Origin of the sequence: Natronosalvus vescus (genome assembly GCF_023973145.1) — an archaeon.
GTDB lineage: Archaea > Halobacteriota > Halobacteria > Halobacteriales > Natrialbaceae > Natronosalvus > Natronosalvus vescus.
Genome location: NZ_CP099546.1, coordinates 3,319,862 through 3,335,195, shown reverse-complemented (window position 1 = coordinate 3,335,195; position 15,334 = coordinate 3,319,862). Strand labels below are relative to the sequence as shown.

The 15,334-nt window shown below is 63.7% G+C and carries 14 protein-coding genes; 10 read left to right on the top strand and 4 right to left on the bottom strand.

What is annotated here, in order from left to right:
- Positions 1-76: 76 nt before the first annotated feature.
- Together NGM68_RS15900 and NGM68_RS15895 are read right to left on the bottom strand one after the other, a co-directional pair.
- On the bottom strand, positions 77-1,618 hold the full coding sequence (locus NGM68_RS15900) for a replication factor C large subunit (RefSeq protein ID WP_252699208.1): 1,542 nt from the start codon (positions 1,616-1,618) through the stop codon (positions 77-79).
- A 93-nt stretch (positions 1,619-1,711) separates the two neighbouring features.
- Positions 1,712-2,842 carry an ATP-binding response regulator gene (locus tag NGM68_RS15895; RefSeq protein WP_252699207.1) on the bottom strand — a complete coding sequence of 377 codons (1,131 nt, stop codon included), beginning with the start codon at positions 2,840-2,842 and terminating at the stop codon, positions 1,712-1,714.
- A 196-nt stretch (positions 2,843-3,038) separates the two neighbouring features.
- Here NGM68_RS15895 and NGM68_RS15890 point away from each other — a divergent pair, with 196 nt between their 5' ends.
- From NGM68_RS15890 to leuB, 9 genes are all read left to right on the top strand, one after another.
- Positions 3,039-3,860, top strand: a complete 822-nt coding sequence (locus tag NGM68_RS15890) for a winged helix-turn-helix transcriptional regulator (RefSeq protein WP_252699206.1) — start codon at positions 3,039-3,041, stop codon at positions 3,858-3,860.
- 719 nt (positions 3,861-4,579) lie between these two features.
- The gene (locus NGM68_RS15885; RefSeq protein ID WP_311136070.1) at positions 4,580-5,824 is read left to right on the top strand and encodes a LeuA family protein; all 1,245 of its coding nucleotides are present in this window, start codon (positions 4,580-4,582) and stop codon (positions 5,822-5,824) included.
- A 370-nt stretch (positions 5,825-6,194) separates the two neighbouring features.
- Complete coding sequence (ilvB, locus tag NGM68_RS15880) at positions 6,195-8,000, top strand: biosynthetic-type acetolactate synthase large subunit (RefSeq protein WP_252699205.1); 1,806 nt, start codon at positions 6,195-6,197, stop codon at positions 7,998-8,000.
- The gene (ilvN, locus tag NGM68_RS15875; RefSeq protein WP_252699204.1) at positions 7,997-8,683 is read left to right on the top strand and encodes an acetolactate synthase small subunit; all 687 of its coding nucleotides are present in this window, start codon (positions 7,997-7,999) and stop codon (positions 8,681-8,683) included. The genes ilvB and ilvN overlap by 4 nt, the downstream gene beginning before the upstream one ends.
- Positions 8,676-9,743 carry a ketol-acid reductoisomerase gene (ilvC, locus tag NGM68_RS15870; protein ID WP_252699203.1) on the top strand — a complete coding sequence of 356 codons (1,068 nt, stop codon included), beginning with the start codon at positions 8,676-8,678 and terminating at the stop codon, positions 9,741-9,743. Before ilvN ends, ilvC begins: the two co-directional genes overlap by 8 nt.
- A gap of 33 nt (positions 9,744-9,776) precedes the next feature.
- Entirely contained in the window at positions 9,777-10,109 is a 333-nt protein-coding gene (locus tag NGM68_RS15865) for a DUF7989 family protein (RefSeq protein ID WP_252699202.1), read from the top strand.
- Positions 10,106-11,527, top strand: a complete 1,422-nt coding sequence (leuC, locus tag NGM68_RS15860) for a 3-isopropylmalate dehydratase large subunit (protein ID WP_252699201.1) — start codon at positions 10,106-10,108, stop codon at positions 11,525-11,527. Before NGM68_RS15865 ends, leuC begins: the two co-directional genes overlap by 4 nt.
- Positions 11,520-12,164 carry a 3-isopropylmalate dehydratase small subunit gene (gene leuD / locus NGM68_RS15855; RefSeq protein WP_252699200.1) on the top strand — a complete coding sequence of 215 codons (645 nt, stop codon included), beginning with the start codon at positions 11,520-11,522 and terminating at the stop codon, positions 12,162-12,164. The genes leuC and leuD overlap by 8 nt, the downstream gene beginning before the upstream one ends.
- Positions 12,165-12,240: 76 nt before the next feature.
- Entirely contained in the window at positions 12,241-13,224 is a 984-nt protein-coding gene (leuB, locus tag NGM68_RS15850; protein WP_252699199.1) for a 3-isopropylmalate dehydrogenase, read from the top strand.
- 36 nt (positions 13,225-13,260) lie between these two features.
- Here the strand turns inward: leuB and NGM68_RS15845 are convergent, their stop codons facing one another.
- Both NGM68_RS15845 and dph5 read right to left on the bottom strand, forming a co-directional pair.
- Entirely contained in the window at positions 13,261-13,848 is a 588-nt protein-coding gene (locus NGM68_RS15845; protein WP_252699198.1) for a GrpB family protein, read from the bottom strand.
- 15 nt (positions 13,849-13,863) lie between these two features.
- Positions 13,864-14,637: a diphthine synthase gene (gene dph5 / locus NGM68_RS15840; RefSeq protein WP_252699197.1), complete on the bottom strand. Its 774-nt coding sequence runs from the start codon at positions 14,635-14,637 to the stop codon at positions 13,864-13,866.
- Positions 14,638-14,952: 315 nt separating this feature from the next.
- Between dph5 and NGM68_RS15835 the strand changes: the two genes are divergently transcribed.
- Complete coding sequence (locus NGM68_RS15835; RefSeq protein WP_252699196.1) at positions 14,953-15,186, top strand: hypothetical protein; 234 nt, start codon at positions 14,953-14,955, stop codon at positions 15,184-15,186.
- Positions 15,187-15,334: the final 148 nt, after the last annotated feature.

Genomic DNA, 15,334 nt, shown 5'->3' with positions numbered 1-15,334 from the left:
GAGCCGTCACCGTGTACTCGTTCGACGGGCTGGTTCGCGGCTGGTATCGTACGCAGTAGACGAGCGGTGAATCCGATCAGAAGAAGTCCGAGAGTCCCGACTGCCCGTCATCATCGGTTTCCTCGGCCGACCCATCCTCGTCGGTGGCTTCGTCCGTGGAGTCGGCACTCGAGTCAGCAGATTCGTCCCCGTCAGCACTCGAAGTGGCGCCACTCGAGGGAGCGTCATCGAACGTGTCCTCGAGTGACGCAGTCTCGGTTGTCGTCGACTCGTCTTTTTCGCTCGAGTCGGTCTCGTCCGAATCGGGCGCATCGAAAAAAGCCGATCCCGAGTGTTCGACCGTCTCCTGGGCGCGGCGCTCGGCGGCGTCCGCGACGACCGACTCGACTTTGTTCGTGTCGGCCCCGCTTCCCGTAATGAACGACACTTCCTTTTCGTCGAGGTCGTAGGCAGCGGTCATCGCGACGGTGAGGTCGCGGTTGCGACAGAGGTGCGTCATCGCCGAAAGGAACGGGAGAATCTCCTGGCGGACGGTCGCGACGCTCGCACCTTCTCGGTCGGCGATGCGCTGGGCGATGGCATCCCGACGGTCGCGCTTCCCTCGCGTTCGGCCTAGTTTCGACCAGTAGCTCGGTGGCCCGTATCGCGTCCATCCCCCTTTGGGCTCTCGCCTCGAGGCGGCGACGCCGGCGGCGATGTTATCGGTCGCGTATCGCCAGAACGAGTAGTCCTGCGTCGCTCGGACCCGGCCAAGCCAGCGGTCGGCGTTGCTCATGAACTCGTAGGCGTCGGCGAGTTCGCCGCCCGAGTAGTCTTTCGGCACGTTGTCCTCGACCCAGTTGAGCAAGTCGTCGGGCGTCTCGTCGACGTCGTAGGCGGCCAAAAGCGCACCGTGGGCGTCTTTCTCCTTGATGAGGGCGTCCAGGAAGTCGAAGATCCCCTCGGTGGTGTCGCGCTCGCTGGTCACGACGTCGTCGACGGTCAGCCGAGACGCCCCGTCGGCGACCGCCTGCAGGTCGTTGACGGCCGAGCGCAGGTCGCCGCTGGTCGCCTCCGCGATCGTCCGGAGCGCATCTTCCTCGAACTCGATCCCCTCTCGTCGACAGATGTCCCGAAGCACCGGGACGATCGAGCGGGCCGAGACGTCGCGGAACTCGATCGTCTCACAGAACTTTCGCAGGGACTGGCTCATGTCGTAGAACTCGTTGGCGACGAGGACGATCGGCTGTCCGGCCGATTTCACCACTCTGGTTACCTCCCTCGAGCCCCCGTAGTCGGCGTTGCCGTGGAAGTTGTCGGCTTCGTCGAGGATGACGAGTCGACGGCCGCCGCTCCCGCCCGTGAGCGTGCCACTTTTCGAGGCTTCTCCGGCGACCCGTTTGATGACGTCGGCCTGGCGGTCGTCGCTGGCGTTGAGTTCCATCACCGGCCAGCCCATGTCGTTGGCCAGGGCGTGGGCTGCCGAGGTCTTCCCGATGCCGGGGCTGCCGTGGACGATGACTGCTTTCCGGTGGTCGTCCCACGTCTTCGCCCACTCCTCGAGTTGATCGCGGGCCTTGTTGTTTCCCCGTACCTCCGATAGCGTCGTCGGGCGGTACGTTTCGGTCCAGTCACTCATTGGGGGTTCGTTGGGGTGAGTCGCGTTTAGTGGTTGCGGAGTCCCTATGCGTCGTTCCAGTCCTCGCTGTTCTCGAGGGCCACGCTCGATCAGTTACTCGTCGGTTCCGCCTCGAGCCTGACGTTCGCGTGGAAGCGTCACGGTAACGATCGTACCGCGTGGCGTGTTGTCCTCGACGGTCAGGTCGCCGCCGATTTCCTCGAGCACGGTAGTCACCAGGTAGAGGCCAGTGCCCATGCCAGCTCCACGATCCAGACGCGTCCGGGGGTCGGTGAGCAACTCCTTCTGGACGTCCGAGATACCCACTCCGTCGTCAGCGATCGTGAGCATCGCTTCGGTGTCGGTCGCGTCGACGGTGACGATGATGGTGGGTCGTTCACGGTCGGTGTGAACGGCCGCGTTCATGAGGAGCTGACGGCAGACGGAGCCGAGAAGCGGCGAGCCAGTGACCGGAACGGAATCGGTACGTCCTCGCCGCTCGATGTCGAGTGTCCGATCGGTCTCCTCGCGAACGCGCTCGACCTCCGCCTCGAGTACCGCGGTCAGATCGACGGGGACGGTACCGGGTGCGCTCTCCCTCGAGAGGACGTCGATCAACTCCGCCGCCGTCTCCGTGAGTTCGAGGGCGTGTCGGGCGGCCTCGAGCAACGAATCGACGACGGCGTCACCGCCATCGTTCGTGTGTTCGTACAGCTGATCACCACGGCCGACGATCATGCTCACGTCGTCTCTGATGCCGGTCTGGACGAGGTGATTGAGCATTGCAAGCCGGTGATTACGATCGCGAAGTTTGCGTTTGCTCTCGGCCCGTTCGATCGCGTAGCGCAGTGTTCGAAGCAACAACTCGCCCGTGATGGTACCTTTGACCAGGTAATCCTGTGCACCGCGTCTGATCGCCCTGGCTCCGGTCTGGACGTCATTACGACCGGTCAGTACCACGACCGGGAGCGTTGGTGCGTGGGCGATCATCCGCTCAACCGTGTCGATCCCCCGGCTGTCGGGGAGGTTGAGATCGAGTAAAATGACGTCCGGCGGGTTTGCGGTGACGTGCTCGAGGCCGTCGGACAGTGTATGTGCGTGGCCGATCGTCTCGATCGCGACGTGCGTGTCCCCGTCGTGGGTACCGACGTTCGTTTGCTGTTCGACCAGCAGTCGCTGGACGAACTGGGCGTCGTCGTGGCTGTCTTCGACGATCAGCAGGTCGGCACCGGACGACGACTCCATGCAGAGACCAATACAGTGACCCCACTATTCGTTTTCGGTGTCGACCAGGGTCGAATATACTCGATTCGTCGCAGTACTTCCTCGGCAGGGCTGAATTCCTCGTCGTTTGTCCTGTTGTTGTTCGGTTGCGGAGTAGGGGTCGGTTTCCCTACCAACCCGTCCGAATAGTTATGAGAACGCGCTCGGAACGAAGAGTATGGTCGACCACCAACCAGACATCCCAGTGTCGTCACAGACGGCGCTCGAAGCGCTGTCGTTGTTGACCAAAAAGTGGCAACCGGTGGTCATCGTGACGCTCCATCACCACGAGCCGATGGGCTTCAACGCGCTGCTCGAGTCGATGCCAGGCGTCTCGGGGAAAGTACTCTCCGAAACCCTCGAGACGCTGGGTGAGAACGGACTCGTGAAGCGAACCGTCGTGAGCGAGTCACCGCTGCGTGTCGAGTACGAATTGACGACTGCCGGTGCCGAGATGGAACCGGTGTTCGATGCACTGGGTGCGTGGGGTGAACGCCACCTCGCGGCAACGTCGCCAACGGTCGTCGTAACCGATAGCGATCGGCGTCTTACCGAAATGTATCAGCAGTGGCTCGCGGATCACTTCACCGTCCGACGCGCACACACCAGTGATGAACTCGAGGCCGTACTCGACGGGAACACAGACGTGCTCATTTGTGACGAGGACGTGCCGGGGACGTCGATCAGTACGCTTCTCGAGTCCGTTCCAGCGACGTGTCGAACGATCGTGCTGGTCAGTGACCGACCAACGTTCGAGATCCTCGAGTACGACTGCGACGCCCTCTACAGAAAGCCGGTCGTCCGGGAGACGGTACTCGACGCGATTAACGAGCAGGTTCGTAGACAAGGAGAGTCCGCGCTCGCGCGCGAACGGGGCTCACTGCTCGCGAAACAGGCCTTGCTCGAGGACGCATACACCGGGGTTCGTCTCGACGAGGTCGACGCCTATACCGCTCTCTGTGAGCGGGTCGAGGCACTCGAAGCGAAGACCGCCGACTGAACGCGTGCGGTAACGTAATCGGACTCCGTTACGAACGTGCGATCTCAGCCCAACGCACTTACCCAAAGGTAACCACGGGGTTACGATCGTGTTAGCGAAAGATAATGTTGTGGGCGCACGGAGGACGTATTGGTCGAATCCAGCCGGAAATACGCCGGTTCTAGCGGCTCCACTCGAGGATGGATTGTCATGCTGACGCTACAGGAAGGGGGTACGTCCGATCACACCTGCAGCGAAATTCGTTCCTCGGGTCACTGGCGATTCGGCCACACAGTTGGTGTCCGACGTAAAACCAGGGATTGCGTGTGACGTGTTGGACGCCAGAACCCGGTGACAGGTGGAACGTGACCGTACCGATCGAACGTCGTTCGATGGTGGTGTGTCACTGTCGCTGACTCCGATTTTTAGATACCCGATAGCACTGATTCCTAACGTGTCAGCCAACCAGAAATCTGCGGCGAAAAAATGGTCACCTGTTGGCGCGCGCTACCGGCCAGTTCGTTATATTCCCAAAAAACACCCTGGGATAAATAGTGTCATGGTCTACCGTGTGGGGAACTGACATAGTACCATGCAGTCAGATATAAGGACAGGGGTGGCATTTTAGGTCGTTGGTGTCCTGCGATTTCCGGGATGTACACGGTTGTACACCAGTGTGTAAAAACTGCCAGCATCTGTCGCAGCGCCAGGTTTATATACACCATCGAACTTGAAGGCGGATACAATGTCGACACCACACGACACCGGCTCTGAGACCACTCAGGGCGGTCGAGTTCTTCCAGGGCACGTTAGATTCTACTGACGAAATCGCAACGACACGCGTTTTCGATACGACCCTGCGCGACGGTGAACAGTCCCCCGGTACATCGTTTACAGCCGACGACAAGCGCGAAATCGCTCGGATTCTGGACGAGATGGGCACCCACGTCATCGAGGCAGGGTTCCCCGTCAACTCCGACGCTGAGTTCGAGGCCGTTTCCGAAATTGCCGCCTCGACGGACACGACGACGTGCGGGCTGGCCCGCGTCGTCGACACAGACGTCGAAGCAGCGCTCGAGACCGGCGTCGAAATGGTACACGTCTTCGTCTCGACGAGTGACGTCCAGATCGAAGACTCGATGCACTCGAGCCGTGAGACCGTCGTCGAGCGCGCAATCGAGGCGGTCGAACGAGTCACCGAGGCCGGAGCAACCTGCATGTTCTCGCCGATGGACGCTACCCGAACCGACGAGGCGTTCCTGCTCGAGGTCATCGAGGCCGTCACCGAGGCGGGCACCGACTGGATCAACATCCCCGATACCTGTGGGGTCGCAACCCCGCGGCGATTCTACGACCTGATCGAGAACGTCCGAGCGCACACGGACGTCAGCATCGACGTCCACACCCACGACGACTTCGGGTTGGCCACGGCGAACGCGCTGGCAGGGATCGAAGCGGGTGCCGACCAGGCACAGGTTTCGGTCAACTCCATCGGCGAACGCGCCGGCAACGCCGCCTACGAGGAGTTCGTGATGGCCGTCGAATCGGTCTACCAGGCCGACACGGGCATCGATACCACGCGAATTACGGAACTCTCCCAGGTCGTCGCCGACCGAAGCGGCGTCCCGGTACCTTCGAACAAACCCGTCGTCGGCGCGAACGCCTTCTCCCACGAGAGCGGCATTCACGCCGCCGGCGTCATCGAGAACGCCGACACGTTCGAACCCGGCGTGATGACACCCGAGATGGTCGGCGCGCGCCGTCGACTCGTCCTGGGCAAACACACCGGTACTCACTCCGTTCGCGAACGGCTCGTCGAGACCGGCTTCGACCCAACCGAAACGGAGGTACGGGCGATCACCCGTCGCGTCAAAGACTACGGCGCCGAAAAACGGCGCGTCACGGTCTCCGACCTCGAGCGATTCGCCGAATCCGAGGGCGTCGCACGACTCCCCGAGCGGGACGTGGAGGAGGTGCGAGCGTAACGATGTCCGTTACGGTCGCTCCAGGCCGCCAGCACCGGCTGGTGTCTCGAATGGATGATGTATGCAACGTTTGCCACCCGGAGAAGGGTTATATGCAACCGGGTCACAACCAGTGTAGTAATGACGACCCGCGCCACGGATTCGGCTCGCTGTGCCGACAGCGGCGCGGTCGCTGCGCTCATTATTGTAGGGGCCGCCTAGCCCCTACAACCCCCTTTCCCGAACGCGAATTTGCATCCTTCCAAGCGACCAGCACGAGCAACCCCGCAGCGACCAGGGACACACCCTCGACGATGACACAGACACAGCCACCAACGGACACACGAACGCGAACGACCCGACACACAACGGGACGGAGGTATCGATATCCATGAGCGAACGAGCGCCCACGGTTCCACCGACGACGGAGACCACGTACGACGACACCGATGACGACGAAACGGCACCGACGACCACCGAAGCGGCAGCGACCGATTCGACCCCGGTAACGTCGGGTGCTGAAGCAGTCGTCCGCGCCCTCGAGAACGCTGGCGTCGAGTACGCATTCGGCGTCCAGGGCGGGGCGATCATGCCCGTCTACGACGCCCTCTACGACTCGGAAATCCGACACGTGACGATGGCCCACGAGCAGGGAGCGTCACACGCGGCGGACGCCTACGGGATCGTCTCGGGCGAACCCGGCGTCTGCCTGGCGACGTCCGGCCCGGGGGCGACGAACCTGGTTACGGGCATCGCCGACGCCAACATGGACTCCGATCCGATGATCGCCCTGACCGGACAGGTGCCGACAGCGATGGTCGGCAACGACGCGTTCCAGGAAACCGATACGACCGGGGTGACGGCACCGATCACGAAGGCGAACACGTTTTCGGCCGATTCGAACCAGGTCGGAACGGACGTCAGCGAGGCGTTCGCCCTTTCGAAAGCCGGTCGACCCGGCCCGACGCTCGTCGACCTCCCGAAAGACGTCACCCTCGAGGAAACCACGAGCGACGCCGAACCGCCAGAAGCGAAAACGCCGGATACCTACGAAGTTCCCGAGCGAGCCAACCCGGACGCGGTTCGTCGCGCCGCCAGGCGGATCGAACAGTCCTCGCGGCCGGTCATGCTCCTGGGCGGAGGCGTCATCAAAGGCGACGCGACCGAGGCCGTGCGCGCGTTCGCGCTCGAGCACGAGATCCCCGTCGTGACGACGATGCCCGGACTGGGCGCGTTCCCGGAGGATCACGACCTCGCGATGGAGATGGCCGGCATGCACGGCACCGGGTACGCCAACATGGCGATCACCCATTGCGACACGCTCATCGGCATCGGCACCCGCTTCGACGACCGGTTGACCGGCGGCATCGAGACCTTCGCCCCCGACGCGGAGCTGATCCACGTCGACATCGATCCGGCCGAGATCAGCAAGAACATCCACGCGGAGTACCCGCTCGTCGGCGATGCCGCGACGGTGACCGAACAGCTGGCGACCACGATGATCGAGTCGCCGAAGGCCACCAAGTGGCGCGCCCAGTGCCAGCAGTGGAAATCCACGTACTCGATGGCCTACGAGACGCCCGATGACGAGCCGCTGAAACCGCAGTTCGTCGTCGAAGCCCTCGACGAGGCCACGAGTGATCGGGCCGTCGTCACCACTGGCGTCGGCCAGCACCAGATGTGGGCCTGCCAGTACTGGACGTTCACCGAACCCAGAACCTGGGTCTCGAGTCACGGTCTCGGGACGATGGGGTACGGACTGCCGGCCGCCATCGGCGCCCGTCTCGCTGCCGACGACGACCAGGAGGTCGTCTGTTTCGAGGGGGACGGCTCGTTCCTGATGACGATTCAGGAGCTGGCGGTCGCCGTGCGCGAGAATCTCGACATCACCGTCGCCGTGCTCAACAACGAGTACATCGGCATGGTTCGCCAGTGGCAGGACGCCTTCTACGACGGCCGCCACTCGGCCTCGGAGTACAACTGGTGTCCAGCGTTCGACACCCTGGCAGAGGCGTTCGGCGCGAAAGGGTTCCGAATCGACGACTACGACGAGGTCGCCGACACGATCCAGGCGGCCATCGCCTACGACGGCCCATCGGTGATCGACGTCCACATCGATCCGGGAGCGAACGTCTACCCGATGGTGCCAAGCGGGGGCGACAACGGCCAGTTCGCCCTGTCGGAGGAGCAACTATGACCGGCCTCGACGGCCCCGCGCCCGAGGAGCGTCCGAGGCCGGCGGGTAAGCGCAACGAACTCGGGATCCGTGTCGATCCGGAGGCAGAAGCCGCCAGGGAGCCGCGTCGAACGGTGATCTCGGCGCTGGTCAAACACGAACCGGGCGTCCTCTCCGAGGTCTCGGCCCTGTTCTCGAGGCGGCAGTTCAACATCGAGAGCCTCACCGTCGGCCCCACCGAGACCGACGATACCGCCCGCATTACGGTCGTCGTCGAGGAGCCGGATCCGGGAATCGAACAGCTCAAAAAGCAGCTCCGGAAGCTGCTGTCCGTCGTCGCCGTCAGCGAGCTCGAGCCCGACGCGATGCGCCGGGAGTTGGCGCTCGTGAAGGTGAACGCGACGCGGCCCGATCGGGTCGCCGCCGTCGTTGACATGTACGGCGGCAAGACCGTCGACGCCACTCCGGAGACGGCGACCGTCGAGGTCACCGGGTCGCGCCAGAAGATCGACGCCGCGATCGAGGCCTTCAGCCAGTTCGGTATTCGGGAGATTTCCCGAACCGGAACGACGGCGATGGCCCGCGGAACCGACGACACGGCAGCAGTCGGTGACCGAACCGACGGACGGGCACGGATGACAGCACAGACAGACGACTACGACACCGACCAGTACACGACAACGACACCAGCAGACGATGACTAACGACACAGCCACCACCGCAGACGACGCATTCACACAGAACATCTACTACAGCAACGACGCCGACGCCAGCTACATCGAGGACAAGACTGTGGCCGTCCTCGGCTACGGCAGCCAGGGTCACGCCCACGCACTCAACCTCACCGACAGTGGGGTCGACGTGGTCGTCGGCCTCCGCGAGGATTCGTCCTCGTGGCCCCAGGCCGAATCCGACGGCCTGCGCGTGACGACCCCCGACGAAGCGACCGCCCAGGCGGACGTCGTCATGTTCCTCGTTCCCGACACCATCCAGCCGGCGGTCTTCGAAGCCGTCGAGGACGGCCTCGAGGAGGGGAACACCGTCATGTTCGCTCACGGATTCAACATCCACTACAACCAGATCCAGCCCCCCGAGTACGTCGACGTAACGATGGCCGCCCCGAAAGGGCCGGGCCACATCGTCCGTCGCGACTACGAAAACGGCGGCGGCACCCCGGCGCTGATCGCCGTCGACCAGGATTCCACCGGCGAGGCCAAACAGGAGGCACTCGCCTACGCACAGGCGATCGGCGGCACCCGCGCGGGCGTCGTCGAGACGACCTTCCGCGAGGAGGTCGAATCCGACCTCTTCGGCGAGCAGGCCGTCCTCTGTGGCGGCGTGACCTCGCTCGTCAAACACGGCTTCGAGACGCTCGTGGACAACGGGTACGCCCCCGAGATGGCCTACTTTGAGTGCCTGAACGAACTCAAACTCATCGTCGACCTGATGTACGAGGACGGGATCGGCGGGATGTGGTACTCCGTGAGCGACACGGCCGAGTACGGCGGCCTCACCCGCGGCGACCGCATCGTCGACGAAACGGTGCGCGAGAACATGGAGGCGGTGCTCAAGGACGTCCAGAGCGGCGAGTTCGCCCGCGAGTGGATCAACGAGAACCAGGCAGGGCGACCGTCGTACACCCAGCTCAAACGCCACGACGAGGAACACGAAATCGAGGAGATCGGTGCCCCGCTGCGCGACCTGTTCGAGTGGGAGGACGAATCGAGCGACAACGAACCGGCGGAAGTTCCGGCAGACGACTAACGAAGAACAACGAGGAATAACGAGGAATTCACGATGACACGACAAACGAACTCGAACGAAACGACGAAAACCGAGCGACAGAACCGATCGAAAGCGCGAACGGCGATGGGCGAGATCAGCCACGCCAACCCCTACACGGGCGAGACCTCCGGCCAACTGTTCAACCGCGGCCCCATCGTGATCGCCGACGGCGGTGAGGCAAACTCCGTCGAGCCAGGCGAGCAGCCCGTGAAATCGGACGAGCCTGCGACGGGAACGATGAAAACGGTTAGCCACACGCCCCCACATAACGCCGACGACGCGAACGCGGTGTTCGAACGCGGTGGGAGCGAACGGGCCGAGCCAGACGCAGACGTAGACGAATGAGCGAAGGAACGCTCTACGACAAAGTCTGGGATCGACACACAGTCACCCGACTGCCGACCGGCCAGGATCAGCTGTTCGTCGGCCTCCACCTCATCCACGAGGTGACGAGCCCGCAAGCGTTCGGGATGCTCAGGGAGCGCGACCTCGAGGTCGCCTACCCCAACCTGACCCACGCGACGGTCGATCACATCGTGCCGACCTCGAGTAAGGAACGGCCCTACTCCGATACGGCAGCCGAGGAGATGATGGCTGAACTCGAGGAGAACGTTCGCGAATCGGGGATCGAGTTCTCCCATCCCGACTCTGGCGAGCAGGGCATCGTCCACGTCATCGGGCCGGAGCAGGGGCTGACCCAGCCCGGCACGACGATCGTCTGTGGGGACTCTCACACCTCGACGCACGGCGCGTTCGGCGCGCTGGCGTTCGGGATCGGTACGAGTCAGATTCGAGACGTGCTCGCGACGGGAACCGTCGCGATGGAGAAACAGAAGGTTCGCAAGATCGAGGTCACCGGCGAACTCGCTGATGGCGTCGAGGCGAAGGACGTCATCCTCGAGATCATCCGCCGACTCGGTACCGAGGGCGGCGTCGGCTACGTCTACGAGTACGCCGGCGAGGCCATCGAGAACCTCGACATGGAAGGGCGGATGTCGATCTGCAACATGTCGATCGAGGGCGGTGCTCGCGCGGGCTACGTCAACCCCGACGAGACCACCTACGAGTGGCTCGAGGGCCGCGACCGCGTCCCCGAAGGCGAGGCCTTCGAGGAGCGAAAGAAATACTGGGAGTCCATTCGATCGGACGAGGACGCCGAGTACGACGACGTCGTGACGATCGACGGGAGCGAGCTCGAGCCGGTCGTCACCTGGGGGACGACTCCCAGCCAGGGTGTCGGCGTCACCGAGCCGATTCCCGACCCCGAGGAGCTCCCCGCGGACAAAGTCGAAACGGCCCGTCGCGCCCAGGAACACATGCGCGTCGACCCCGGCGAGACGATGGAGGGCTACCCGATCGACGTCGCCTTCCTCGGCTCGTGTACGAACGCCCGACTTCCCGATCTCCGACGCGCCGCGAAAGTCGTCGAGGGTCGCGAGGTCGACCCGAACGTTCGAGCGATGGTCGTCCCCGGCAGCCAGCGGGTCAAGGCCGCCGCCGAGGCGGAAGGCCTCGATCGGATCTTCACCGATGCCGGGTTCGACTGGCGCGGTGCCGGCTGTTCGATGTGTCTCGGCATGAACGAGGATCAACTCGAGGGCGACGAAGCCTGTGCGAGTTCCTCGAACCGGAACTTCGTCGGCCGCCAGGGCAGCAAGGACGGTCGGACGGTGCTCATGAACGCCCGGATGGTCGCTGCAGCGGCGATCAACGGGGAAGTCACAGACGTACGGGCGATGAAGGAGGTGACGCTCAATGAGTGAGCACGAGACCGGAACGGACGACCTCGAGATTCCGAGCGTCGAATCGGTCTCCGGAAGCGGCGTCGCCATCCGCGGCAACGACATCGATACCGACCAGATCATCCCCGCTCGGTTCATGAAAGTCGTCACGTTCGACGGCCTGGGCGAGTTCGCGTTCTTCGATCAGCGATTCGATGATGACGATACCGAAAAGGATCATCCGTTGAACGAACAGGCCCATCGGGACGCCTCGGTAATGGTCGTCAACGCCAACTTCGGGTGTGGCTCCTCGCGCGAACACGCGCCGCAGGCGCTCATGCGCTGGGGAATCGACGCACTCGTGGGCGAGAGCTTCGCCGAGATTTTCGCAGGGAACTGCCTCGCGCTCGGTATCCCGACGCTCGAGGCCGATACCAAAACCGTCGAAGCACTCCAGGACTGGGTCGAAGATAATTCCGACGGCGAGATCGAGATCGACGTACCGGGCGAGACGGTTACCTACGGCGGGACGACCGTCGACGTTTCCGTCGACGACGCCCAGCGGAAGGCACTCGTCGAGGGCGTCTGGGACACGACGGCGCTGATGAAGGCCAACGCGGACGCCGTTCGAGAGACGGCCGAGCGCCTGCCGTACGTGGAGGACGGGAAACGGGTATGATCGGGATGCCCAGTACGAACTGGCGAACCAGCATGGTCGGCACGATCGACACGATCGAAGCCCGTGGAGGTAGCCGATGAGCGACTACGATATCGCCGTCATCCCCGGCGACGGCATCGGACAGGAAGTGACGCCGGCCGCAGTCGACGTGCTCGAGTCCCTCGATATCGATTTCGTGTTCCACGAGGCCGATGCCGGCGACGCCGTCCTGGCCGAGACCGGCCAGGCGTTGCCCCAGGAGACGTACGACCTCGCGGCCTCGAGCGACGCCACGCTCTTCGGTGCCGCGGGCGAGACGGCGGCGGACGTCATCCTCCCGCTTCGAACAGCCGTGGACTCGTTCGTCAACGTCCGACCCGCGAAGGCCTACCCGGGGATCGATGCGGTTCGCCCCGAGACGGATCTCGTCTTCCTGCGGGAGAATACCGAGGGCGTCTACGCAGGCCACGAGGATCGGCTGAGCGACGACCTCTCGACGCTCACCCGCGTCGTCACCGACTCGGCCTCGCGCCGACTCGCGGAATACGCCTGCGACTTTGTCGACGACCGCGGCCTCGAGGGCTTTACGGTCGTCCACAAGGCGAACGTGATGCGCGAGACCGACGGCCGATTCCGCGACGCCGTCGTCGACGTCGCCGACGACCACGGCCTCGAAACGAACGAGGTGTTGATGGACGCCTTCGCAACCCACGTCTGCCTTGACCCGACCCAGTTCGACGTGGTCGTCTGTCCGAATCTCGCCGGCGACGTCCTCTCCGATCTGGCGGCCGGCCTCGTCGGCGGCCTCGGGTTGCTCCCGAGCGCGAATGTCGGCCCCGAACGCGCGCTGTTCGAACCGGTTCACGGAACTGCCCCGGACATCGCCGGGGATGGCGTCGCGAACCCCGCCGCAGCCGTGCTCTCGGCGGCGATGCTGCTCGAGTACCTCGGTCACGACGAGGAAGGTTCGGCGGTTCGAATGGCCGTCGAATCTGTCCTCGAATCCGGCCCACGGACGCCCGACCTGGGTGGCGACGCGTCGACGGCGGACGTGACCGGTGCGGTCATCGACCGACTGTAAGGTCTGCGCAGCAGCACGATACCGTTCTCCGACCACCTACCGCTCTTCGAGCTCGTAGCCAGCTGCTACGGCTTGCTCGAGCAGCTCATCGATCACGGACGCCTTCCGTGCGGTGTACGTGTTCCGATCGTCGGCATGGGTCGCCGCGAGGTGGCGTTTGTGTCGTTCGTAGCGCTTGGCGGCCACCGGATTGTCGCGCAAAAAGTCCCGGAGGACGACCTGTTCGCGGTGGCAGTCGCTTCCCACAGGTGTGATAGAGAGGTAGTGAGTGCGGTTGGACGCCGGCCCCTTCGCGAAAAACGCGCGATCCGGGACGTCGTCGTTCGGTCGACGTTCGTAGTCCATCGACTCGAGTTCGGGTTGCAAAACAGTGGTGGCCTCGATATCGTCGACCACCACGAGCAGATCCAGGATCGGCTTGGCGGAGAGGCCTGGAACCGCGGTCGAGCCGACGTGTTCGTATCCGCGTACCTGCTCGTCGACGTTCGCCTTCGCAAACCGAGACTCGAGCCGATCGAGTTCGGCCGCCGCAGCATCGGCCCACGCCGACTCGTGATCGACGATTGAGACGACGCCTGGCTTGAGGCCCAGTAATCGGTCTACTGTTTCGTCGTGATCGGTCATACAAACGGTGTCGAATCAGGCGATCTCGAGAGTGTCTCGATCCGCGCCGGCCAGTTCACAGAGGGCGTCGGCCTCGAGCAGGTGGAGTTCGCCGGGGATCACGAGCAGGTGCAGCGGGTCGCCGAACTCCTTGGTGGCGAGATCGGTCATCGTTCCCGCGGCGACGAGTGGATCGGGGCTGCCAGCCCGGGCGACGACGACGCCGACGAGATCCGGGTACTGCTCGGCGAGGAGATCCGCGGCGACATCGGCGGTCATGTACTCTTCCCGGTCGGCCTTGATGTCCAGGTAGACGACCGTGTGGAGGTTCGCCTCGCGGTTATCGTCGATAGTGTTCGTGACGCTCGCCGGGAGGCCGTCGGCCCCGTGAGCGTAGGGGAACGGCAGGGTGGTCGCCTTCCCGAAGCGGTAGTTCTGGAGGCCGGTGAGCGAACTGGTCGCCGTCTGGGCGGTGACGCCGTGGATCACACGCGTCTCGATCTCCCGTTCGTGAGCCCGCAGGCGCAGGTCGACGTGGGTCGTCGAGATCATGGTGTCTCCAGCGGTGAGAAAAGCGACGTCTTCGGTCTCGGCCGCCTCGAGTATGTCGTCGGGGTGCTGTTCGACCCCCGCTCGGTCGCGAACCTCGATGTCGGCGCCGTGGTTGGCCTCGAGATCTTCGACAGTGGTGCCGATCAGCTTGCTGGTGTAGAACTCGGCGTAGGCCCGGTCGGCCGCCCGGAGCGCCGCCTGGCCCTCGACGGTGATCGAGCGCTCGTTGTAGAGGCCAAGACCGATGAATGTGAGCATGGCCGTCCGTTACGGCGGTGGGTGGAATACGTTTTCGAGTTGTGTCGAGTGCGTGCGTCGATGGCTCCTCGAGGTGGTATCCGGGCTCGAAGGCGTTTGCGGGCCCGAGGGCGTTTACGGGTTCGAGATGGTATCCGGGCTCGAGTATGGTGGTCAGTTAACGTGACGGTGGTTCGATCCCTGCCCTCGTCATAGGCTGGTTGGCCGGTGACGAACCCCGTGCACAGACGAGCCGCGTATCGACAACTGAGTCGAGCACTGAAACGCACCGAATCACTAAGTGGTAACCGGGAAACTACAAATTCAGTTACCGCTATGGTCGAAGTAGACATCCACTTCCTCGCCGGAGTCGCCGTGACCGTCTTCCTCGCGCTCCTCTTTTTCGCCGTGATCGTCCTCTGGGACATCTCGCTGGCCCCCGGAGCGTCGGGGACAAAGTCGACAAACTCGAGGATACCCTCGACGACGATCTGTCAGATATGGGGTACTCGCTCGACAACCTCTCGAACGTCGGTGGTGGTGGTGGTGGGGGCACCCAGCTTCACCTGAGTAGCGGCACGATCAGTTCCGGTGCCGAACACGGGCCAGCCCAGCCACGACAGCACGCACAACAGCCTGCTGGTGCCGACGCCGTGAACGGACACCAGAATCCCCAGCACGAATCCGGTGAACAGGCCCACCCAACCGACACTGACAA

Excerpts from the sequence above, each read along its gene's own strand:
- NGM68_RS15845 (WP_252699198.1), bottom strand. The coding sequence starts at position 13,848 with ATGACCGATCACGACGAAACAGTAGACCGATTACTGGGCCTCAAGCCA.
- leuC (WP_252699201.1), top strand. The coding sequence starts at position 10,106 with ATGAGCGAAGGAACGCTCTACGACAAAGTCTGGGATCGACACACAGTC.
- NGM68_RS15865 (WP_252699202.1), top strand. The coding sequence starts at position 9,777 with ATGACACGACAAACGAACTCGAACGAAACGACGAAAACCGAGCGACAG.
- leuD (WP_252699200.1), top strand. The coding sequence starts at position 11,520 with ATGAGTGAGCACGAGACCGGAACGGACGACCTCGAGATTCCGAGCGTC.
- NGM68_RS15890 (WP_252699206.1), top strand. The coding sequence starts at position 3,039 with ATGGTCGACCACCAACCAGACATCCCAGTGTCGTCACAGACGGCGCTC.
- NGM68_RS15900 (WP_252699208.1), bottom strand. The coding sequence starts at position 1,618 with ATGAGTGACTGGACCGAAACGTACCGCCCGACGACGCTATCGGAGGTA.
- dph5 (WP_252699197.1), bottom strand. The coding sequence starts at position 14,637 with ATGCTCACATTCATCGGTCTTGGCCTCTACAACGAGCGCTCGATCACC.
- ilvB (WP_252699205.1), top strand. The coding sequence starts at position 6,195 with ATGAGCGAACGAGCGCCCACGGTTCCACCGACGACGGAGACCACGTAC.
- NGM68_RS15835 (WP_252699196.1), top strand. The coding sequence starts at position 14,953 with ATGGTCGAAGTAGACATCCACTTCCTCGCCGGAGTCGCCGTGACCGTC.
- ilvC (WP_252699203.1), top strand. The coding sequence starts at position 8,676 with ATGACTAACGACACAGCCACCACCGCAGACGACGCATTCACACAGAAC.
- NGM68_RS15895 (WP_252699207.1), bottom strand. The coding sequence starts at position 2,842 with ATGGAGTCGTCGTCCGGTGCCGACCTGCTGATCGTCGAAGACAGCCAC.
- leuB (WP_252699199.1), top strand. The coding sequence starts at position 12,241 with ATGAGCGACTACGATATCGCCGTCATCCCCGGCGACGGCATCGGACAG.
- ilvN (WP_252699204.1), top strand. The coding sequence starts at position 7,997 with ATGACCGGCCTCGACGGCCCCGCGCCCGAGGAGCGTCCGAGGCCGGCG.